This is a genomic window from Kitasatospora sp. NPDC085464 (genome assembly GCF_044541955.1).
GTDB lineage: Bacteria > Actinomycetota > Actinomycetes > Streptomycetales > Streptomycetaceae > Kitasatospora.
Window position 1 is genome coordinate 1 of the sequence record NZ_JBITTM010000055.1, and the last position, 20,375, is coordinate 20,375.

At 74.0% G+C, this 20,375-nt stretch carries 16 protein-coding genes and 2 pseudogenes; 10 read left to right on the top strand and 8 right to left on the bottom strand.

Translation table 11 applies throughout. The features are described 5' to 3' along the window. Positions 1 to 122: 122 nt before the first annotated feature. The 4 genes and pseudogenes from ACIGG8_RS35580 to ACIGG8_RS35595 all read left to right on the top strand — a co-directional run bounded on the left by ACIGG8_RS35580 (position 123) and on the right by ACIGG8_RS35595 (position 6,192). Entirely contained in the window at positions 123 to 1,616 is a 1,494-nt protein-coding gene (locus ACIGG8_RS35580) for an MFS transporter (RefSeq protein ID WP_396552763.1), read from the top strand. Positions 1,617 to 1,707: 91 nt separating this feature from the next. Next, on the top strand, positions 1,708 to 2,562 hold the full coding sequence (gene fdhD, locus ACIGG8_RS35585; RefSeq protein ID WP_350519206.1) for a formate dehydrogenase accessory sulfurtransferase FdhD: 855 nt from the start codon (positions 1,708 to 1,710) through the stop codon (positions 2,560 to 2,562). After that, positions 2,563 to 3,477: pseudogene (locus tag ACIGG8_RS35590) on the top strand (LysR family transcriptional regulator); the annotation flags it as partial. 390 nt (positions 3,478 to 3,867) lie between these two features. Further along, positions 3,868 to 6,192, top strand: coding sequence for an FdhF/YdeP family oxidoreductase (locus ACIGG8_RS35595; RefSeq protein WP_396552764.1), 2,325 nt, complete (start codon positions 3,868 to 3,870; stop codon positions 6,190 to 6,192). A 6-nt stretch (positions 6,193 to 6,198) separates the two neighbouring features. On the opposite strand, the gene ACIGG8_RS35600 is transcribed toward ACIGG8_RS35595, so the two are convergent. Beyond that, on the bottom strand, positions 6,199 to 7,500 hold the full coding sequence (locus tag ACIGG8_RS35600) for a YhgE/Pip domain-containing protein (RefSeq protein WP_396552765.1): 1,302 nt from the start codon (positions 7,498 to 7,500) through the stop codon (positions 6,199 to 6,201). A 732-nt stretch (positions 7,501 to 8,232) separates the two neighbouring features. Here ACIGG8_RS35600 and ACIGG8_RS35605 point away from each other — a divergent pair. Together ACIGG8_RS35605 and ACIGG8_RS35610 are read left to right on the top strand one after the other, a co-directional pair. Continuing rightward, positions 8,233 to 9,143, top strand: a pseudogene (locus ACIGG8_RS35605) (divalent metal cation transporter); the annotation flags it as partial. A gap of 363 nt (positions 9,144 to 9,506) precedes the next feature. Next, positions 9,507 to 9,926: an AAA-associated domain-containing protein gene (locus ACIGG8_RS35610; protein WP_396552799.1), complete on the top strand. Its 420-nt coding sequence runs from the start codon at positions 9,507 to 9,509 to the stop codon at positions 9,924 to 9,926. Positions 9,927 to 9,934: 8 nt separating this feature from the next. Here ACIGG8_RS35610 and ACIGG8_RS35615 read toward each other — a convergent pair whose 3' ends face one another. From ACIGG8_RS35615 to ACIGG8_RS35635, 5 genes are all read right to left on the bottom strand, one after another. Beyond that, on the bottom strand, positions 9,935 to 10,363 hold the full coding sequence (locus ACIGG8_RS35615; RefSeq protein WP_396552766.1) for an ArsR/SmtB family transcription factor: 429 nt from the start codon (positions 10,361 to 10,363) through the stop codon (positions 9,935 to 9,937). A 139-nt stretch (positions 10,364 to 10,502) separates the two neighbouring features. After that, entirely contained in the window at positions 10,503 to 10,955 is a 453-nt protein-coding gene (locus tag ACIGG8_RS35620; protein ID WP_396552767.1) for a protease inhibitor I42 family protein, read from the bottom strand. After that, the gene (locus tag ACIGG8_RS35625; RefSeq protein WP_350519218.1) at positions 10,952 to 11,323 is read right to left on the bottom strand and encodes a hypothetical protein; all 372 of its coding nucleotides are present in this window, start codon (positions 11,321 to 11,323) and stop codon (positions 10,952 to 10,954) included. The genes ACIGG8_RS35620 and ACIGG8_RS35625 overlap by 4 nt, the downstream gene beginning before the upstream one ends. Before the next feature lie 29 nt (positions 11,324 to 11,352). After that, positions 11,353 to 12,939: a hypothetical protein gene (locus tag ACIGG8_RS35630; RefSeq protein WP_396552768.1), complete on the bottom strand. Its 1,587-nt coding sequence runs from the start codon at positions 12,937 to 12,939 to the stop codon at positions 11,353 to 11,355. Between the two features lie 3 nt (positions 12,940 to 12,942). After that, complete coding sequence (locus tag ACIGG8_RS35635; protein WP_350519220.1) at positions 12,943 to 13,263, bottom strand: type VII secretion target; 321 nt, start codon at positions 13,261 to 13,263, stop codon at positions 12,943 to 12,945. Positions 13,264 to 13,743: 480 nt separating this feature from the next. Between ACIGG8_RS35635 and ACIGG8_RS35640 the strand changes: the two genes are divergently transcribed. Together ACIGG8_RS35640 and ACIGG8_RS35645 are read left to right on the top strand one after the other, a co-directional pair. Next, a complete protein-coding gene (locus ACIGG8_RS35640; protein WP_396552769.1) occupies positions 13,744 to 14,523 on the top strand; it encodes a DUF4232 domain-containing protein in 780 nt (259 codons plus the stop codon). 110 nt (positions 14,524 to 14,633) lie between these two features. Continuing rightward, positions 14,634 to 16,046, top strand: a complete 1,413-nt coding sequence (locus tag ACIGG8_RS35645) for a helix-turn-helix domain-containing protein (RefSeq protein WP_396552770.1) — start codon at positions 14,634 to 14,636, stop codon at positions 16,044 to 16,046. Between the two features lie 89 nt (positions 16,047 to 16,135). Here ACIGG8_RS35645 and ACIGG8_RS35650 read toward each other — a convergent pair whose 3' ends face one another. Then, positions 16,136 to 16,459, bottom strand: coding sequence for a hypothetical protein (locus ACIGG8_RS35650; protein ID WP_396552771.1), 324 nt, complete (start codon positions 16,457 to 16,459; stop codon positions 16,136 to 16,138). 164 nt (positions 16,460 to 16,623) lie between these two features. Between ACIGG8_RS35650 and ACIGG8_RS35655 the strand changes: the two genes are divergently transcribed. Together ACIGG8_RS35655 and ACIGG8_RS35660 are read left to right on the top strand one after the other, a co-directional pair. After that, positions 16,624 to 17,712, top strand: coding sequence for a branched-chain amino acid aminotransferase (locus tag ACIGG8_RS35655; RefSeq protein WP_396552772.1), 1,089 nt, complete (start codon positions 16,624 to 16,626; stop codon positions 17,710 to 17,712). 65 nt (positions 17,713 to 17,777) lie between these two features. After that, positions 17,778 to 18,512, top strand: coding sequence for a TetR/AcrR family transcriptional regulator (locus tag ACIGG8_RS35660; RefSeq protein ID WP_396552773.1), 735 nt, complete (start codon positions 17,778 to 17,780; stop codon positions 18,510 to 18,512). A gap of 118 nt (positions 18,513 to 18,630) precedes the next feature. Here the strand turns inward: ACIGG8_RS35660 and ACIGG8_RS35665 are convergent, their stop codons facing one another. Beyond that, positions 18,631 to 20,268, bottom strand: coding sequence for an amidohydrolase (locus tag ACIGG8_RS35665; RefSeq protein WP_396552774.1), 1,638 nt, complete (start codon positions 20,266 to 20,268; stop codon positions 18,631 to 18,633). Positions 20,269 to 20,375 lie beyond the last annotated feature (107 nt).

The following is a 20,375-nucleotide window of genomic DNA, read 5'->3' on the forward strand; positions in this document are numbered from 1 at the left end:
GACAAGCCTTGATAAATTCCGCCTATCGCGCCACAGGAATCACCTCTTTGACGCCCGGCGGCCGCGGCCGACACACTGGGATCGAGAAATCCAGGAAGCTCCGAAAAGGCGAACGGCGGAACATGAGGACCATCGACGATCCGGTCGACGAACTCCCCGCCGGTCCGTCCGGACGGATGGCCGCCCGTGGTGTCCCGACGGCGCCCGCCCGCTGGCTCCCGACGGCGCCCGCCCGCTGGCTCCCGGCGGCGGCCGCCGTGGCCGTCGCCGCCTGGGGCGCGAACCAGTTCACCGCCCTGGCCACCGTGTACCGGGAGCGCACCGACTGGTCGGCGCTGTCACTGGCCGCGATGTTCTCGGTCTACCTGGTCGGGCTGGTTCCCGGCCTGCTGCTGGGCCGGGCCGCTGCCGACCGGTACGGCCGTCGCCGGGTGGTGCGCGGCGCACTGGTGCTGTCCGCCGCCGCGAGCGCCGTCCTGGCCGCGGCGGACCAACCGGCCGTGTACGCCGCCCGGGCGGCCACCGGCTTCGCCGCCGGGCTGGTCTTCGTCGCCGGGACGGCCTGGCTCCGGGAGCTCTCCGGACCGTCCGTCCCCCCGGCCGTCCCGGCCCGCCGTGCGATGTACGCCACCGGGGCCGGGTTCTCGGCGGGCGCACTGGCAGCCGGGGTGCTCGCCGAGTGGCTGCCCGGCCCGATGGTGCTGCCCGCGCTCGCCCACGCCCTCGGCTGCCTGCTGGTGCTGCGCGCGACCCGTCGGCTGCCGGAGACCGCGCCGGACCGCCACCCGGGGCCGCCGACGGAGGCCGCCGACGGACACGGCGACCTCGGCGACCATAACAACCACGGTGGCCCCGGCGACGAGCACCGCAGGACCGTCCGGCACCCCCGCTTCCGCTACGTCGTCCTCCCCGCCAGCCCGGCCGTGCTCGGCTCCGCCACCGTGGCGTACGTCGTGCTGCCCCCGCTGGTCGCCGACCGCGTCCCCGGTTACGCGCCGCTGTTCGGCGGCCTGGTGGCGGCACTGACGCTCGCCGCGGGCGTCCTCGCCCAGCCCCTCGCGGCCCGGCTGGACGACCGCGGCAGTGCCCGGGCCACCCTCACCGCGATGGCCACCGTCATCGCCGGGCTGCTGATCGGCGCCCTCGCCGCCGGGCGCGACTCGGTGGGGCTGGTGGTGGCGGCCGCCGTCGTCCTGGGCACCGGGTACGGGCTGACGCTCGGTGCGGGGCTGCACGAGGTGGAGCGGCTGACGCCGGGGACCGCCGAGCGGCCCGACCGCACCGGGCGGACGGAGCCCGCCGCCCCGGCCGGCCCGTCCGCCGGTCCGTTCGCCGCTCCGAGCGCCGCCTCGCTCTACCAGAGCACCACCTCCAGCGGCTTCCTCACCCCGCTGCTGCTCGCCGGAACGGCCGGCCACGCCTCCTACCCGGCCCTGCTGACCGGCATGGCCGCGGTGGGCCTGCTCTGCCTGGCCGTGACGGCCGCGCACAGCCGCCGTCACCTGCCCGAACCGGACCGCGCTGCGCACCCCGGCCGCCGGAGGAGCGAGGATTCATCCGTAGCGTCCGCCACGACGGCGTCCACGACCCGGCCCACGACGTGCCCCGTGAGATGACCCATGAGGTCACCCACGACGTGATCCACGCCCGGTCCGCGACACCGTCCACGGCGCAGCCCGCACCGACCGATCCGAGGAGCCGACGACCATGGGCCGAGTGACCGTACAGCGCAGGGTGCTGCGCCTGCGCCAGGGCACGCCCACGCACCGCCCCGACACCCTGGCCGCCGAGGAGCCGATGGAGATCCGGGTCGGCGGGCGCCCGCTGACGGTGACCATGCGCACCCCGGGCAGCGACTTCGACCTGGCGGCCGGCTTCCTGGTCAGCGAGGGTGTGCTGCACGCCGCCCACCAGGTGGCCGGGATCCGCTACTGCGCCGGCGCCACGGCGGACGGCGGCAACACCTACAACGTCGTGGACGTCGTCCTCGCGCCCGGCGTGCCCGCCCCCGACGCCTCGCTGGAGCGCAACTTCTACACCACGTCCTCCTGCGGGCTGTGCGGCAAGGCCAGCCTGGACGCGGTGCGCACCACCGCGCCCTGGAGCGTCGCCGAGGACGGGCTGCGCGTCACCCCCGCGCTGCTCTCCGCCCTGCCCGACCGGCTGCGCGCCGCCCAGAAGGTCTTCGACAGCACCGGCGGCCTGCACGCGGCCGGCCTGTTCGACGCCGACGGGCGGCTGCTGTGCCTGCGCGAGGACGTCGGCCGGCACAACGCCGTGGACAAGGTGGTCGGCCACGCCCTGCGCGAGGGCCTGCTGCCGGCCCGCGGCACGGTGCTGATGGTCAGCGGCCGGGCCTCCTTCGAGCTGGTCCAGAAGGCCGTGATGGCGGGCATCCCGATGCTGGCGGCGGTCTCCGCGCCGTCCTCGCTGGCCGTGGACCTCGCCGAGGAGACCGGCCTGACCCTGGTCGGCTTCCTGCGCGGCGACTCGATGAACGTCTACACCCGCACCGACCGGATGGACACGGGGCCGGACGGCTCCGCCCGGGAGGCCGACTAGATGCTCTTCCGCCAGCTCGAATACCTCGTCGCCCTCGCCCGGGAGCGCCACTTCGCCCGCGCCGCCCAGGCCTGCCACGTCTCCCAGCCCGCGCTCTCCGAGGCCGTCCGCAAGCTGGAGGACGAGCTGAAGGTGCTGCTGGTCCGGCGCGGCCGCGCCTACGAGGGGCTGACCCCCGAGGGCGAGCGGATCGTGCTCTGGGCGCAGCGGATCCTGGCCGACCGGGACGCCCTGCGGGACGAGGTGGACGCGCTGCGCACCGGGCTGAGCGGACGGCTGCGGATCGGCTCGGTGCCGACCGCCTCGGGCGCCGTGCCGCTGCTGACCGCACCGTTCTGCGCCGCCCATCCGCTGGCCGCCGTGCAGCTGTCGACCGACCTCCGCGCGGAGGAACTCCTGCGCCAGGTACGGAACTTCGAGATCGACGCGGGCATCACCTACCTGCCCGGGCCGGACGCGGACGAGCTGCGCGCGCTCCCGCTGTACGAGGAGCGGTACGTCCTGCTGACCGGTCCGGCCGACGAGCTGGCCCGCCACCCGAGGGCGACGTGGGCGGAGGCCGCCGGGCTGCCGCTGTGCCTGTTGCACACGGGCATGCACGGCCGGCGGGTGCTGGACGAGGTGTTCGCGGAGCTCGGGCTGGCGCCGACCCCGCGGGTCGAGACGGATTCGGTGGCCTCGCTCTTCGCGCACGTGCGGACCGGCCAGTGGGCGAGCATCGTGCCGTACGCCTGGCTGCACGTGTTCGGCGTGCCGCACGGCATGCGGGCCGTCCCGCTGGTGGAGCCGGTGCACAGCGCGCCGATCGGCCTGGTGATCGCCGCCCGGGAGCCCGGTTCGGTGATGGCCCGCGCACTGCTGGAGGTCGCCCGCCGCACCGGGATCGCCGCCGTCCTCGGCAGCCTGCCGGCGGCCTGGCGCCCGCCCGGCGGCGCGGGCGGTGGCCCGGGCGGTGGCACGGGCGGTGGCACGGACGGCAGCGCGGGCGGTGGCACGGACGGCAGCGCGGGCGGTGGCACGGACGGCAGCGCGGGCGGTGACCCGGGCCGTGACCCGGGCGGTGGCAGGGGCGGCAGCGCGGGCGGGCCCGGTCCTGCTCCGTTCGCCGGCCCCGACCACCCGGCGTAGCCTCGACCCGAGCGACGGGTGTCCGCCGGGCTCCGAGCCGGCCCCCGACGCCGGGGTTGTCCGCCGAGCCGCGGGCCCCGGGCGAGTGCCGGGTGTCCCCCGAGTCGCGGGCCCCGGGCGAACGCCGGGTGTCCGCCGAGCCGCGGGCCCCGACCCGAGCGACGGAAGGCCAGTGCCGTGACCACCTCCGACGACGCCGTGGCGTCCACCGGCGAGCCCGAGCGGGAACCCGACGTCGGCCCCTCCCCCGCCGGGCCGCCTCGGTTCGCGCCGTACCACCACCCCGCCGCTGGCTGGGGCGCGGCCAAGAGCGTGACGCGCTTCCTGGCGCGCGAGGGCGCCTACCTGGACGGGCCGCGGGCGGTCAAGCGGATGAACCACGAGGACGGCGGCTTCGACTGCCCCGGCTGCGCCTGGCCCGACGACACCAAGGGCCTGCACCTGGACATCTGCGAGAACGGCATCAAGCACGTCACCTGGGAGATGACGCGCAAGCGGGTCGGCCGCGACTTCTTCGCCGCCCACTCGGTGACCGAGCTGTCCGGGTGGAGCGACTTCGCGCTGGAGGACCAGGGCCGGCTCACCGAGCCGATGGTCTACGACGCCGCCACCGACCACTACGTGCCGATCGGCTGGAAGGACGCCTTCGAGCTCGTCGGCCGGACGCTGCGCGGGCTGGACGACCCGAACCGGGCCGCGTTCTACACCTCCGGCCGGCTCGGCAACGAGGCGACCTTCCTCTACCAGCTGATGGCCCGCGAACTGGGCACCAACAACCTGCCCGACTGCTCCAACATGTGCCACGAGGCCAGCGGACGGGCCCTGCAGGCCGCGCTCGGCACCGGGAAGGGCACGGTCGACCTCAAGGACTGGGAGGTCACCGACGCGCTGTTCATCCTGGGCGTCAACGCCGCCTCCAACGCGCCCCGGATGCTCACCTCGCTGGCCGAGGCGTACGCGCGCGGCGCGCAGATCGTGCACGTCAACCCGCTGGTCGAGGCGGCGGCGACCCGCACGATCATCCCGCACGACTTCACGGACATGGCGCTGAACAAGGCCACCCGCACCAGCACGCTGAACCTCCAGCCGCGCATCGGCGGCGACATGGCGCTGCTGCGCGGCATCGCGAAGGCCGTCCTGGAGCAGTCCGCGACCGACGACAAGGCGCTGGACCGGCTGTTCATCGACCGCCACACCAGCGGCTTCGAGGCCTACCGGCAGGTCTGCGAGTCCACGCCGTGGGAGGAGATCGAGCGGCAGAGCGGGCTCGACCGGGCCGGGATCCTCAAGGCCGCACGGATCTACCGCGACGCCGACCGCTCGATCTTCAGCTGGTGCCTGGGCGTCACCCAGCACGAGCACGGCGTGGACACCGTCCGGGAGATCGTCAACCTCCTGCTGCTGCGCGGCAACCTCGGCCGCGAGGGCGCCGGCCCCTCCCCCGTGCGCGGGCACAGCAACGTCCAGGGCAACCGCACCTGCGGCATCGACCACCGACCGGCCGGGGAGTTCCTGGACCGGCTCGCCGAGGTGTGCGGGATCGAACCGCCGCGCGCGCACGGGCTGGACACCGTCGGCACCATCGAGGCGATGCGGCGCGGCGCGGTCACGGTGTTCGTCGGCATGGGCGGGAACTTCGCGCTCGCCGCGCCGGACACCCCCTGCACCCACGAGGCCCTGGGCAGGTGCGAACTGACCGTCCAGGTGAGCACCAAGCTGAACCGCAGCCACCTGGTGCACGGCCGGGCGGCGCTGATCCTGCCCTGTCTGGGCCGCACCGAGAAGGACCACCAGCGCGGCGGGGTGCAGTCCAGCTCGGTCGAGGACTCCATGAGCATGGTTCATCTCTCGGTGGGCATGAAGAAACCTGCCTCATCACACCTGCTGTCCGAGCCCGCGATCATCGCCGGAATGGCCCGCGCCGCCCTGCCGGACAGCCCCACCCCGTGGGAGTGGTACATCGAGGACTACGACCGGATCCGCGACACCATGGCGCAGGTCCTGGACGGCTTCGAGGACTTCAACCGCCGGGTGCGGCTGCCGCTGGGCTTCCGGATCAAGCAGCCGGCCCGCGAACTCGTCTTCCTGACCCCGTCCGGCAAGGCCGAGTTCTCCGCCGCCCCGCTGCCCGACGTCGTGCCCGGGCCCGGCACGCTGGCGCTCGGCACGATGCGCTCGCACGACCAGTGGAACACCACCATCTACTCGGACGACGACCGCTACCGGGGCGTCAGGAACCTGCGCACCCTGGTCTTCCTCAACAAGGACGACATGCGCGAGCGCGGCATCTCCGAGTTCGACCGGGTGGACGTCACCAGCACGGCCCGGGACGGCAGCACCCGTTCGGTGACCGGCTACCTGGCCGTCCCGTACGACATCCCGCGCGGCTGCGCGGCCGGGTACATGCCGGAGATGAACGTGCTCTGCGCGCTCGGCGACCACAGCACCCAGAGCGACCAGCCGATCATGAAGCACCTCAGGGTGACGGTCACGAAGTCCTGAGCGCGCTCATTCGGTCGGCTGGGGCGTCCAGCGGTGCAGGCCCTTGCGGTCGTAGTAGCGCGTCATCCCGAAGCCGAACAGCAGGGCCAGGGCCACGCCGATCGCGATCATGACCCAGCCGCGGGTCAGGCCCGCGTCGCCCCGGGCGTCGAAGAACAGGATCGCCCGGATGCCGTCGCTCAGCTGGCGCATCGGCTCGAAGACGCCCAGGAAGCGGTAGAAGCCCGGCACCGCCTGCAGCGGGACGGTCGCGCCGGAGGAGGGCAGGGCCAGCGCGATGAAGACGAACATCGACACCAGCTGCCCGATCCCGCCGAACGCGGCGTTGATCGCCTGCACCCCGAGGCCGACCGCGAGGCTGGCGCAGTAGGCGAAGAGCCAGAGCATCGGCTGGTGCGGGGCGTCCATGCCGAGGATGCCGACCGTGCAGAGCAGCACCAGCGAGGTGGTGAGCAGCATGATCCCGGCCGTCATGACCATCTTGAGCAGCAGCGTCTGGGTGCGGTCGATCGGGACGGTCGGGCGGCGGGTGTGCCAGGGGCCGATCTCGCTGTCGCTGTAGCCGAGCGCGCCGTCGACCCCGCTGTGGATGATGTTGCCGCCGATGAACCCGGTCAGGACGGCCAGCAGGGTGTAGTAGAAGGCGCTCAGGCCGAGTCCGCTGTGGCCGCCGATCGGGTGGCCGACCTGGGTGGCGACGGCGATCGGGTCGGCGAGCAGCAGGCGCGCGGTGGACCCGGTGTCCGGGCCCGGGGCGGGTGCGGGCGGAACGGCGGCGAGCAGGTCCCGGCCGGCCGCCTGGGAGGCCTGGTGGACGGCGTTCTGGGAGATCTGCGAGGCGATCGAGGAGCCGAGGCTGCCCATGCCGGGGTTGGTCAGCACGGTCACCGTGGGCCGCTGGGTGGCGCCGCCGGTGACCAGCGCGGTGACGGTGGCGGTGAAGTCCTCGGGGATGACCAGCGCGCCGTAGACCTTGCCCGAGGCGAGCTGCTCGCTCAGCGCGGCCTCGTCCACCTGCCGCCACTCGACGGTGCTGTCGGGCGTGCCCGCGACGATCGCCGCGGCCATCCGGGTGCCGAGGTTCTGCGGCTGTCCGGGCGGCGGCGCGCCCCGGTCCGCGTTCACCAGGGCGATGGGCAGGCGGTGCAGGTGCCCGGTCGGGTTCACGATGCCGCCCATGTAGAGCAGCGAGAGGACGACGGCCAGCAGGCCGCACAGGACGGTGGGGAAGAGCCACAGCTTCGGGTGCCGGGCGAGTGCCAGCGCCCGGGCCTGCCCTGGGGCCTCCTCGGAGCCTGCGGTCGCCATGCCTGCCACCCCTCGGTTCCGGGCACGGCCTGGTGCCGCTGCCGGTACGGCGGGAAGTCGTTCCGTGGCGACCGGACGGCCAAACCCGGGGCCACCCGGGTGGGCGCACCCGGAGGCAGAAGGTAAAGATTCTACCAAGTACGCAAGTATCGGCCTCCGCCGGGGCTAAGCTCTGACGAGTTGGGGTGAACCGGTGGTCGCGTCGCGCGGACCGGTGAACTCCTTGCCGCGTCGATGACTCGCACCACGGGGTGCGCCGGCCGGGAGGAGGCGAGAGACATGGAATGCAGTAGTCCGGGCCACAGTTGCCCCTGCCCCCGCTTGCCCTCGTTCACCTCCGGCACGCGGTAACGACCTTCCCTGCTCGTCGCTCCGACGACGCATCGAATCAGCACGCGGCTTCGCCATGCCCGAATGCGCCATGAGGTGCACTCATGGGACGACTCATGAGACCTCCTCATGGCCCGGCTCATGAGGCGCGCTCATGGCCGCGGCTCATGAGACCTGCTCATGGGTTCGTCCATGAGGTGCACTCATGGGCGGGCTCATGAGCCTGCCTCATGAGGCTGCTCCACGGGCCCGCTCATGAGCTTCCCTCATGGGCCTGCCTGCCCATGAGGCTTCCTCATGGGCCCGCACCGCCGCGCGCCGATGCACCGCGCCCGCCTGCAGGGAATCACCGCCGCGCGCCTCCGGCCCGCCCCGCCCACGCGGGGCCCACAGGAGGAACTCATGACCACGACCACCCGCACCACGACCACCCGCACCACAACCGGTCCCACCACGACCGGTCCCGTCACCCACGACTCCGGCGCCACGGTTCCCGCACCGCGTCCGGCTGTCCTGGACGACGCCCACGTCGGCGACATCAAGGGCGCGTTCGGCACCATCCGCCTCGATGACGCCGCCCCCGCCAGGGGCTCTCCGCCCGGCTGAAGACCCTGCTCGCGATCGTCGGCCCCGGGCTGATCGTGATGGTCGGCGACAACGACGCCGGCGCGTTCTCGACGTACGGCCAGGCGGGGCAGAACTACGGCACCCAGCTGCTGTGGACGCTGCTGATGCTGGTCCCGGTGCTGTACGCGAACCAGGAGATGGTGCTGCGCCTGGGCGCCGTCACCGGCGTCGGGCACGCCCGGCTGATCCTGGAACGGTTCGGGAGCTTCTGGGGCGCGTTCAGCGTGATCGACCTGTTCCTGCTGAACGCGCTGACGCTGGTGACGGAGTTCATCGGTGTCACCCTCGCCGCCGGCTACCCGGGCCTGCCGAAGGCGGCCGCGGTGGTGCTGGCCGCGGCGGTCATCATCGCGTCCGCGTTCACCGGGTCGTTCCGGCGCTTCGAGCGGGTCGCGGTGACGCTGTGCGTCGGCTCGCTGCTGCTGGTGCCGGTCCACTTCCTGGTCCACCCGAGGACCTCGCAGATGGCGCACGACTTCGTGACGCCCGCCGTGCCCGGCGGCGCGGGGCAGTCGGCCCTCCTGCCCTGGCTGACCGTCCGGCAGAACGTCGAGCTCGGCCTGGAGGCCCGCGGGGTGGCGCCCCGCGAGCGCGCCCGGGCCGCCGCCCAGGCCATCGACCTGATCGGCCTGACCGGCTTCGAGTCCGCGCACCCCCGGGAGCTGTCCGGCGGCATGCGCCAACGGGTGGGCTTCGCCCGGGCCCTGGTCGTCGAGCCCGACGTGCTGCTGATGGACGAGCCGTTCTCCGCACTCGACGTGCTCACCGCCGAGCACCTGCGCGGCGAGCTGCTGGAACTGTGGGACTCCGGCCAGTTCCCCACCCGGGCCGTCGTGCTGGTGACCCACAACATCGAGGAGGCGGTGCTGATGGCCGACCGCATCGTCGTCCTCGGCTCCCGCCCTTACGGCACCATCCGGGAGACCGTCGAGGTCGGCCCGGAACGGCCGCGCGACCGCGACTCCGCCGCCTTCGCCGAACTGGTCGACCGGGTCTACCGGGTCTACCGGGTCTACCGGGTCTACCGGGTCTACCGGGTCTACCGGATCATGACGGGCCGCCCCAAGGACCCCCGCCCCGGCGGCCGTTCCGACGACCACGGGACGGGCAGCCGTACGGCGGACCACGGCGCCGACCGCCGCACGGCGCACGATCCACGGCGACGACCTCGTGCTCACCCCGGACGGCGCCGCGTTCGCCGACGCCGACCCCCGGGACGCCCGCGCCGTCTTCGCCGCCGCAGCCCTCGACGTCCCGCTGGTCAAGCTGATCGTCAACAGCCTCGGCGACCGGCCGGGGCCACCGTCCGCACCGGCTTCCTCCGCGACGTACTCGCCCGCCACCACACCCGCGAGCAGACCGACCGGCAACTGGAGACCGCCACCGACTGGGGGCGCTACGCCGGCCTCTTCGCCTACGACGCCGGGCGGCAGGAGTACCGGCTGGAACCGTCCGCTCCGGCCCGCTGAGGAATCGGTCAGCCGGCCTGGCCGGCAGCCGGGCGCCGGCGCACCGCCCGTACGGCGCGGGCGAAGGGCTGCGGCGCGGTCGCCCCGGCCGGGGCCGCGCCGTCGTCACCACCGTCGCCGCCGTCGCGGCGGGAGGACAGGTCGTGGGCGATCAGCGCGGCCTCGGTGAGCAGGCCGCGCACCTCGGTGGCCCGGTAGAAGATCCGCGTCCCCTCCCGTCGTGCCACCACCAGCCCCGCCGCCCGCAGCTTCGCCAGGTGCTGGGAGGTCGCCGCCACGTGCGCCCCCAGCAGCTCGGCCAACTCGCTCACCGGCAGTTCCCGCCGGCTCAACGCCCACAGCAACCGGTACCGCGACGGATCCGCCACCGCCTTCAACACCGCGACGGCCCGCTCCGCCGCCTCGGCGTCCCAGGCCTCCTGTTCCGCACCACCCATACACCGATCGTACCGACGCCGTCCCGCCCCACCCACGGCCGACCTCCGCCCCGCCCCGGCCCGGTGCGGGCCACCCCCCGTCCGGCGCGGCCCCGCCGGGGGCGGGGTGTCGGCGCCCGGCCGCCGCCGCGGGGCCGGCTCAGCGCACGTCGACGGTGAAGTGCCGCTCACCCTGGTCGGACTCGCCTGGACGGCCCGCGTGATTGGGATCGTGCAGGGTGATGGTGGCGTGGCCCGGGTTGGGGCCGGCGCGGAAGACGAAGTAGTAGCGGCCGCCGGAGCCCGCCGAGCCGGTGGCGCCGACGAGGTCCCGAAGGCCGACGTTCTTGACGTACTCGTCGCCCACGGTCTGCACGGCGGCGGGGTCGGGCGCCGGGTCGGCGACGGTCCAGACCTGGCCGGTCACCCGGTGGGCGCTGACCTCGACGGAGAACAACTCGCCAGGCTTGACCGCCAGTTCACCGGAGGCCACGGTGAACACCGTGCCGTGGTCGAGCTTGCCGGCGCTCATCCGGTGGACCACCACCGCGCCCGCCACGCCCGCGACGGCCAGCAGGGCGACCGCCGCGATCAGGATCCGACGCCAGGTCACGAGGTCGCCTCCCGGTGGGTGACCCGCAGGGCCAGGACGGTGGCCACGGCGTCCAGCCAGCGGGCGACCAGCAGGTCCCCGGTCGGATCGCCGACGACCATCGAGGCGGCCTCCAGCCAGCCGCGCGCCACCGCCGCCGCGGGACCGGGCAGCGGCTCGGGCAGCGCGGCGGCGTAGCGGGTGCCGCCGGAGCGGACCACCTCGCCGAGGAACACCAGGGCGCGCGGCAGGACACCGAGCCGGTCGACGGTGATCGCGGCGGCCACCGCGCCGTCGCCGAACAGCGTGGCGCGGTGCGGGCCGGCGGCCGGCAGGCCGAAGCGCAGCAGCACCTCGACGTCCAGCTCGGCGAGATGAGCGTCGCTCATGGGGGGAGGGGTGGTACTCACCTACGGCCTCACTTGGGCATCTGGACGTGGTCGGCGATCGGCATGTTCCCGCCCTGCGCCGCACCCTCCATGTGGTTGTTGATGAAGTCGTTCTCGCTCACCCAGACGGTGTAGCCCCAGGGGTTGTAGATCTCCAGCTGGTCGCCGCGGTGCCCGATGATCATCATCTGGTGGCCGTCCGGCCGGAACCAGGTGTCCTCCTTGACCCCGATCGGCACCGGCTTGCCCTGGTCCACCGCCGACTCGACCTGGGCCAGCACGTCCTTGCGCTGCTCCGGGCCCTCCAGGTCGACGGTGTGGTAGCCCGCCCCGGTGTGCTTGCCGATCTCGTCGTTGGCAGCGTCCTTGGACTCCCCGTCGCTCATCCCGTCCTGCCACTCGTTCCACCAGTTCTTGGAGTCGTAGACGCGGTCGGTCTCCTTGAGCCAGCGGTCGTACGCGGCCTTGCCGTTGTCGTACTGCGGGTCGCCAGGGTGCCCGCCGGTGGTGAGCTGGAGGGAGTACAGCGGGTCGACCATCGCCCGGGCGGTGACGGTCGAACCGGCCACGCAGGTCGGCTTGTCGCCCTGGTTCCACGCCACGCCCAGGTAGGAGGTGTCCCGCTGGTTCGTGGAGGAGGAGTCGATCTGCACCGGGGACAGGCGCTGGGCCAGCCAGGAGGGGTCGCCGCCGTGCTCGTGGATCTGGTCGTCGAACGCCTTGATCTCGTCGTAGCCGTGCCCGGCGGCCAGCGCCTTCATCAGGTAGGCGCGCTCCTCGGGCGACTTGCTGCCGGCCAGCAGCTGGTCGAAGCGGGCCCGATCGGCGTCGCTCATCTTGTCCATGAACTGGCCGGCCCGGCTCACGTCGTTCGCCGTGAGGATGTTGCCGAACTGGTCGCTGCCGGCGACGGACGCGTCCGCGATGACCAGCTTGTCGGCGGCGCCGAGCCCCTTGTTCTTGAACTTACCCGCCAACGCCTTGCCCGCGAGCGCGTTCAGCTCGCGGGCGGCCGCGCGGCCGGCGTCCTCGGCCTTCACCGCCGCGTCGAAGATCGACTTGATGCCGTCCTTCGCCTTGCCGTGCGCGGTGTGCATCTTGTCGTCGTCCCAGTTGAACGGGTCCGGCGCGCCCGAGACGGTGATGTCGTGCAGCAGGCTCAGCGCCTCGCTCAGCGGCGCGTGGCCCTGCCCGTGCAGGGTCTGCGCCTCGCTGAGCGCGGAGGCCAGCGCGTTGAGCTGGTCCCGGCCCTTGCCCAGCATGTCGCGGCAGCGCGTCAGGTCGTCGGCGGAGGCCTTGACCACCTCGGCCGCCTTCTCGCCGACCTGCCCGGTCCAGGCGTCCGGCAGGTGCTCGGCGCTGACCCTCGCCACCTTCATCTGGATGACGTCCAACTGGCTGTTCGCCGTGTTGTACGCGGTGGCGAACTCGCCGAGCTTGCCCGGATCGCCCTTGGGCGCGGCCAGTTGCAGGGCGTCGTGGACGGCGTACTTGAGGTCACCGGCGCCCCACATGCCGTGGGACTCGTCGATGGTCTTCTTCAGCCGCTCGGCCTGCTGGCGCTGACTGCCCAGGTCGGCGAACGGGTTGAGCGGGTCGACGCTGTGATCGGGCACCGGTCAGCCCCCCTGCTGCTGGTACTGCTGCTCGACACCGTGATCGGTGTTGGTGTAGTTCGCCGCGGTGGTGTGCACCTTGCCGCCGAGGTCCTTCAGCGCATCCACGTTCACGCCCAGCTCGTCCTGCCAGGCCTGCCAGAACGCCTTGGCCGCGTCGCCCGCGCCGTACTCACCGAAGGTCCCCTCGCCGGACATGCCCAGCCTGCCCAGCGCGTCCTTCACCGAGCCGACGTCCGTGCTCGCCGTTATCAGCTGGTCGCCCGCGTCCCCGAGCTTGTCCGGGTGGGCACTGAACCCCGCCCCGGCACCGTCGCTGCCCATGACATCTCCCCCGATACCCCGTCATACAGTCCGAAGATCGCCGGACAGCATACCGGCAGTTCCGCCGCCCTCCCTCCCCCGAGCACCGGCTTCCACGGGCAGTCGCACAACCCGCCCGATCTCCCCGGAACGGTCACACGATCAAGAGGATCCCTTGATGCACCGACCGGTTCGCCCGGCCACACGGTCCTTCGGTCGGGCTGCCACGCCGTCAGACCGCCGGGTCACCTGGTCTCCGGGTCTCCGGGCCGGCCCGGTCGTCCCGTCGGGCGGCCCGGCCGGCGTTCCGGGCGGGCGTTCCAGGCTGGTGTCGATGCGCAGGTCAGAGGGGGTGGAACCGTTCCAGCGTCCCGGGTTCACGGGGAGGGCTGGCGGGTGGGACGGACGGCGGACCAGGGTGGTGGTCGGCGGCCGGAGGCGATGGCCCCGCCGCCCGGTCCGCTCCTTTCCTTCACCCACCACTGTTACGGGGGAACCTCCATGCCCGTTCGCCGTGCCCTGTTCGTTCCGGCAGCCCTCGCCCTGGGCGCCGCACTCACCCTGACCGCCTGCCAGTCCGGCGGTGGCACGGGCGATGCGCAGCAGGGTGCCAAGCCCACCCAGGCCGCCACGGCCGGCGCAGCCGGCGCAGCCGGCGGCACCACCGGTGCTCCCGCCGCCGCGGCCGCCAACCCCACCGGCGCGCCCGGCGCGCCCGGCGCGCCCGCCGCGAACGGCACCAAGGCCCGCCCTACGATCCCCGCCGCCAGTTCCTCCCACGGTGGCGGCGGGGAGGCGGCCGGCGGTGAGGCGTACGCGTACGCGCACCCCTGCGAGGCCGCCAAGCTGTCGGTCCGCGTGACCACCCGGGCCGAGGCGCCCGGCCAGCGGGTGATCGAGGTGCGCAACCAGGGCACGGCGGCCTGCGGCCTGAGCTACTACCCGCAGCTGAGCCTCGGGGACTCGCACGCCGCCGACCACGGCCAGGACGTCAGGCCGCTGGTGCCCGGCGGGCTGGGCGGTGCGCCGGCGTACCCGGTGGCGGCCGGTCAGACGGCGTACGCGGTGCTCGACCTCAACCCCGGCGGTGCGACGGGCGGCGCGGCTTCCGGCATCGACGAGCTGAACGTGCTGGCCGACGGCGACCACATGGCCAACTCCGACACCCACAACTTCCCGCTCGGGAGCGGCGCCAAGGTGGGCAAGCCGAAGCTGGGCCTGTACCGGGGCAGCGTCGCGGAGGCCGCCGCGTCGGCGGCCGGCGCGGACCGGCAGTCCTGAACAGGGCCGTTGCGCTCCCCCTCCTCCGGGCACTCGCCCGCCGAACCGGTACCGTGAGCTGCGGATTCGACGGGATCCGCAGCCGGTTCGGGGTGAGGGGTACGCAGCGCATGAGCGTGGAGACCGACGAGTTCGCGGCGATGCTTCGGGAGCTGAAGGAGCGCTCCGGCCGCAGCTACGGCGTGCTGGCGACCCGGCTGCACGTCAGCACCTCCACGCTGCACCGCTACTGCAACGGTGCCGCCGTTCCGGCCGAGTACGCACCGGTGGAGCGCCTCGCCCGGGTGTGCGGGGCGGGCGACGAGGAGCTCGTCGAGCTGCACCGCCGTTGGATCCTGGCCGACGCGGCCCGCCGCCGGGAGGCGGGCCCGAAGCCGGACGGCCCGAAGCCGGACGGCGCGAGGACCGAAGGCGCGAAGGCGGACGAGGCGAAGGCGGAAGGCGTCGGGACGGAACCGGAGCGCGGACCGGAGTCGTCCTCGGCGCCGAAGGCCGCACGGGAGCCCGCACCGGAGCCTGCGCCGGAGCCCGCACCGGTCCCCGCCATGGCTCCCGCGCCGGCCGGGGAGGTGGAGCCCGTGCACCCCGTGACCCCCGCCGCCGAACCCCGCCACCGCACCCGCACCCGCGTGCTGCTGAGCGCGGCGGCCGTCGCCGCCGTGGCCGTGGTGGTCTCCACCTTCGTCCTGCGCGGCCCCGGAGGCACGCCGGACGCGGCGGGCTCCCCGACGACGACCGCCACGGCCGCCACGACCGCGCCGGCCGCCTCGTCCGCCGACACCGCGGCCCCCGTGGCGGCCGCCGCACCCACGTCCCCCGCGGGCACCCCCACCGGTGCCCCCTCCCCGACGGACTCCCCCACGGACTCCCCCACTCCGACGGGCACCCCCGAGGACGTCCAGGCCCCCTTCCACGTCAACGTCCTCACCGACAACTGGGGCAGTCCCTGCGGCCAGTGGTTCCTCTCCCCGCGCACGCCCGGCCAGGTGACCCGCCCGCCGGACACCGCCGCGCGCACCGGCAGCTGGGCGGCCGCCCAGCACGCCGTCCCGGCCGGGCACCTGCGGCTGCAGCTGACCGCCCAGGGCGCGAGCGCCACGCCGGTGGTCCTGCACGCCGTGTACGTGCACATCGTCAGCACCCAGCCCGCCCCGAAGTGGAACGCCTACACCCCCGGTGCCGGCTGCGGCGGAGGTCTCACCCCGGCGTCGTTCGCGGTGGACCTCGACTCGGCCGCACCGCACGCGGTCCCCGCCCCCGGCTCGGAGGGCGCGAAGAAGCTCCCCGTCACGGACTTCCCCTACCGGGTCTCGGACACCGACCCGCAGGTGATCGACGTGGACGCCACCACCCGTTCCCAGGACGTCTCGTGGTACCTGGACCTGGTGTGGAGCAGCGGGGACCGCCAGGGCACCCTCACCGTGAACGACAACGGACGCCCGTTCCGCACCGCGGGCCTGCACGGCGCGCCGAGCTACTTCCACAACGGCACCGCCTGGGCACCGAGCCCCGCCGAGGACTGAGCGCCTCGGCGGGGCCGGTCGCGGGGCCCGGTCGGCCGGGCCCCGGTCAGCCGAAGGCCGAATCAGACGGCCAGGTCAGAAGGGCCAGGTCAGTCGAGGTTCTTCTCCAACGCGGCGAGGTAGTTGCGCATCAGGTGGTCACGGATGCCCTCCCCGGGCGGCGCGAAGGACGCCTCGCCCAGCCCCTTGGCCCTCCCCGCGAGTGCGGCGACCAGGCCGGTGTCCTCCTGGATGGGGCCCGCCGCGTCGAACCGGCGCAGCTCCGGGACGTGGGTGAACGCGGGCTCCGGCGGCAGCTGGGGGACGATGTCGTTGTTGTTGACGAACCGGTGGGTCCGGCCCCGGAGGCGACCGCGACGGGGGACTGCCTCTCTTCGTAACCGCCGCCGCCCCGGCTGCCCCCGCGACGCCACGCCCCACTCACTCGAACAGGCCCGCGGCGGCGGCGGTCCGGCGGCCTCGGGCGACGTCCCCGTGCGACGTATACCGTCCGACTGACGGCCGTTAGCATGACGGGTGAGGCGCCGGAAGCCGGTGTCCGGTGGGCGGATTCCGCCACGGAGCTGAGGAGTTGACGATGGGTCGCGCATTCCCTCTGGTTCGGACGACCACCCCCGTTCCGGAGGCGGAACGACGCTCCGTCCTCGCCGCTCCGGGCTTCGGCAAGCACTTCACCGACCACATGGCCACCGCCACCTGGACGCCGGGCGAGGGCTGGCACGAGCGCCGGGTCGGCCCCCTGGCGCCGTTCTCGCTGCACCCGAGCGCGTCCGTGCTGCACTACGCGCAGGAGATCTTCGAGGGGCTGAAGGCCTACCGTCACGCCGACGGCGGCGTCTGGCTGTTCCGGCCCGAGTTCAACGCGCGCCGCTTCGCCCGGTCCGCCGAGCGGCTCGCGCTGCCCGTGCTGCCGGAGGAGGACTTCCTCGCGAGCGTCGAGGAGCTGGTCCGCGCGGACGAGGCGTGGGTGCCGGCCCCCGACGGCGAGGCGAGCCTCTACCTGCGGCCGTACATGTTCGCCTCGGAGGCCTTCCTCGGCGTCCGGCCCGCCGAGGAGGTCACCTACTCGGTCATCGCGAGCCCGGCCGGGCCGTACTTCGCCGGCGGGGTCACCGGCATCACGCTCTGGGTCAGCACCCGGTACACCCGCGCCGGGCGGGGCGGCACGGGCGCGGCCAAGTGCGGCGGCAACTACGCCTCCAGCCTGGCCGCGCAGATCGAGGCGAGGCAGCACGGCTGCGATCAGGTGCTGTTCCTGGACGACACCGGCGGCGAGGGCGGCCTGGAGGAGTCCGGCACGATGAACCTGTGCCTGGTCACCTCGGCCGGGGAGCTCGTCACCCCCGAGCTCGGCACCATCCTCGACGGCGTCACCCGGGACTCGATCCTGACCCTCGCCGCCGAGTTCGGCCTGACCCCGGTCGAGCGCACGGTCGGTTTCGCGGAGCTGCGCGCCGGCGCCGCCGACGGCACCGTCACCGAGGTGTTCGCGGCCGGCACCGCGGCGGTGATCACCCCGATCGTCGCGTTCAAGGGCGAGGGCTACGAGTTCACCGTCGGCGGCGGCGCGCCCGGCAAGCACACCCTCGACATCCGCGCGCACATGCTGGACATCCAGTACGGGCGGGCCGAGGACCGGCGCGGCTGGCTGCGGCGGGTGCTCTGACCGGCCGGCGGCCCGCCGCGCCCGCCTTCTTCTCTACGTCAACGCAATTGTCATAACCTGGGGGCATGACCGATCGCGTGGTCCCCGAACCGCAGCGGAGGCGTCGGCGCCCCACCAAGCAGGGCGTCGTCCTCTCCGCCGAGCTGATCGTCGACACCGCGCTGCGCCTGATCGGACAGCACGGCGCCGACGCGCTCACCGTACGGCGGCTCGGAGCCGCGCTCGGCGCCGACCCGAGCGCGGTCTACCGCTACTTCCACAGCACCGACGACCTGCTGATCGCCATCGCCGACGAGCTCATCGGCCGTGCCCAGCACGGCTGGCAGTCCACCGGCGACTGGCGGGCCGACCTGCGCGCCATCGGCCTGCGCATCCACTCCGCGTACCAGGCCCATCCGCAGGCCGCCCTGCTCGCCGCCCACCGCACCACCGGGCGCGCCCACGAGACCGCCGCCGTCGAGACCATCCTCGGCATCCTGCGCACCGCCGGCTTCCCCGACCCGGAAGCCGTCCGGATCTACCACGCCTTCGTCGACCAGAGCCTCGGCTTCGCCGCCCTGGACGCGGCTGCCCTCGCCCTCCCGGCCCCCGCGGCGGCCGCGGACCTCGGGGTCTGGCAGGCCTCCTACGCCCGCCTCGACGCCACCACCCACCCCCACATCGCCGCCACCGCCGGCCTGCTCACCCGCGACATGCGCCGCAGTGGCTACCCGTACGCGCTGGACCTCCTCCTCGACGCCGCCGAGGCCCGCCTGCGGACGGCGGAGCCCGGCCAGACGGGGCCCGGCCGGGACGGCTGACGCGCACCCGTCCTGGCGCGCAGCCGACTGTGAACCGGCACCGGCCCACAGCGTTCGCCGGGCACGGCTCCGCCGGTGGCGGGCGCCGTGCGCCCACCACCGGCGGCCGTCGCCCGGCTCAGTCCGCCGCGTGCACCAACTCCCCGCCCACGTACGTCCGCAGCACCCGGGCGTGCGCGATCTCCTCGGCCGGCCCGGTGAGGATGTCCCGGTCCAGCACGACCAGGTCCGCGAGCCACCCGGCCGCCAGCACGCCCGCGTCATCGTGGCCGTTCACGTACGCGGACCCGGCGGTGTAGGCGGCGATCGCGGACGCGAGGTCGAGCCGCTGCTCGGGCAGGAAGACCCGTCCGTCGGTGGCGTCCGGCTCCATCCGGTTGACCGCCACGTGCAGGCCGGCCAGCGGGTCCGGGCTGCTCACCGGCCAGTCGCTGCCCGCCGCCAGGGTGGCGCCCGCGCGCTGCAGGGCGCCGAACGGGTACTGCCAGGCGGCGCGTTCCGGGCCGAGGAAGGGGATGGTCAGCTCGTCCATCTGCGGCTCGTGGGCGGCCCACAGCGGCTGGATGTTGGCGATCGCGCCCAGCCGCGCGAAGCGGGCGAGGTCGTCCGGGTGCACCACCTGGAGGTGGGCGAGGTGGTGCCGGGCGCCGCGCCGGCCGTTGGCGGCGCGGGCGGCCTCGACGGCGTCCAGCGCCTCGCGGACGGCCCGGTCGCCGAGCGCGTGGAAGTGCACCTGGAAGTCGAGCGCGTCCAGTTCGGTGACGTAGCCGCGCAGCGCGTCCGGATCGACGAAGCTGAGGCCGGAGTTGGCGGTGGCGCAGCCGCAGCCGTCCAGGTACGGGGCGGTCATCGCGGCGGTGAAGTTCTCCGCGATGCCGTCCTGCATGATCTTGACCGATCCGGCCCGGAACCGTCCGTGGCTCAACTCCTCGCGCCGCCGTACGAGTTCGGGGATCTGTTCGGCGCCGCGGTCGCGTCGCCACCAGAGCGCGCCGGTCACCCGGGCGGTCAGGGTGCCGGAGCGCGCCGCGGCGAGGTAGGCGTCGGACGGGTCCGGCTGGCCGTTGAACTCGCCGAGCAGTGCGTCCTGCCAGCCGGTGATGCCGAGCGAGTGCAGCAGCCGCTGGGCGCGCAGCAGCCCGTCCAGCCGGTCGGCGGCGGTGGAGGGCGGCAGCAGCCGGGCGACCAGGGCGGTGGCGCCCTCCTGGAGCGTGCCGCCCGGGGTGCCGTCGGCCTCGCGCTCGATCCGCCCGTCGGCCGGGTCGGGGGTGTCGCGGGTGAGGCCGGCGAGCTCCAGCGCCCGGGTGTTGGCCCAGGCGCCGTGGTGGTCGCGGTTGGTGAGGTACACCGGGCGGTCGGGGACGACGGAGTCGAGCAGGTGCCGGGTCGGCAGTCCGCCGTCGAAGCTCTCCATCGACCAGCCGCTGCCGGTGATCCACTCCTGTCCGGGGTTCGCCTGCGCGTACGCCCGGATCCGCTCCAGGTAGTCGGCGACGCCGACCGTCCCGGTGAGGTCGCAGGTGGCCAACTCCGTTCCGCCGAAGACCGCGTGGATGTGCGCGTCCTGGAAGCCGGGCAGCAGCAGCTTGCCGGTGAGGTCCACGACCTCGGTCTTGGGCCCGATCAGCTCCCGGACCTCGTCGTGCCCGACGGCGGCGATCCGCTCGCCGACGACGGCCAGGCTGCTCGCCCTCGTGCGGGCGGCGTCGCCGGTGTGGACGGGTCCGCGGGTGAAGACCAGATCGGCCTGGGTCATGGGTGGTGCTCCGTTCTCGTGTCGCACGGTTCGTCGTTGCGGGCTTTCGGCTCCGGCTCCTTCACCTTCCGCCCTCGCCTTCGTCCTCGTCCTCGCGCTCGCCTTCG

What these genes read in the sequence shown, in the direction of transcription:
- ACIGG8_RS35580 (WP_396552763.1), top strand. Translation starts at nt 123, where the DNA reads ATGAGGACCATCGACGATCCGGTCGACGAACTCCCCGCCGGTCCGTCC.
- fdhD (WP_350519206.1), top strand. Translation starts at nt 1,708, where the DNA reads ATGGGCCGAGTGACCGTACAGCGCAGGGTGCTGCGCCTGCGCCAGGGC.
- ACIGG8_RS35600 (WP_396552765.1), bottom strand. Translation starts at nt 7,500, where the DNA reads ATGGCGACCGCAGGCTCCGAGGAGGCCCCAGGGCAGGCCCGGGCGCTG.
- ACIGG8_RS35610 (WP_396552799.1), top strand. Translation starts at nt 9,507, where the DNA reads ATGACGGGCCGCCCCAAGGACCCCCGCCCCGGCGGCCGTTCCGACGAC.
- ACIGG8_RS35615 (WP_396552766.1), bottom strand. Translation starts at nt 10,363, where the DNA reads ATGGGTGGTGCGGAACAGGAGGCCTGGGACGCCGAGGCGGCGGAGCGG.
- ACIGG8_RS35625 (WP_350519218.1), bottom strand. Translation starts at nt 11,323, where the DNA reads ATGAGCGACGCTCATCTCGCCGAGCTGGACGTCGAGGTGCTGCTGCGC.
- ACIGG8_RS35635 (WP_350519220.1), bottom strand. Translation starts at nt 13,263, where the DNA reads ATGGGCAGCGACGGTGCCGGGGCGGGGTTCAGTGCCCACCCGGACAAG.
- ACIGG8_RS35640 (WP_396552769.1), top strand. Translation starts at nt 13,744, where the DNA reads ATGCCCGTTCGCCGTGCCCTGTTCGTTCCGGCAGCCCTCGCCCTGGGC.
- ACIGG8_RS35645 (WP_396552770.1), top strand. Translation starts at nt 14,634, where the DNA reads ATGAGCGTGGAGACCGACGAGTTCGCGGCGATGCTTCGGGAGCTGAAG.
- ACIGG8_RS35655 (WP_396552772.1), top strand. Translation starts at nt 16,624, where the DNA reads ATGGGTCGCGCATTCCCTCTGGTTCGGACGACCACCCCCGTTCCGGAG.
- ACIGG8_RS35660 (WP_396552773.1), top strand. Translation starts at nt 17,778, where the DNA reads ATGACCGATCGCGTGGTCCCCGAACCGCAGCGGAGGCGTCGGCGCCCC.
- ACIGG8_RS35665 (WP_396552774.1), bottom strand. Translation starts at nt 20,268, where the DNA reads ATGACCCAGGCCGATCTGGTCTTCACCCGCGGACCCGTCCACACCGGC.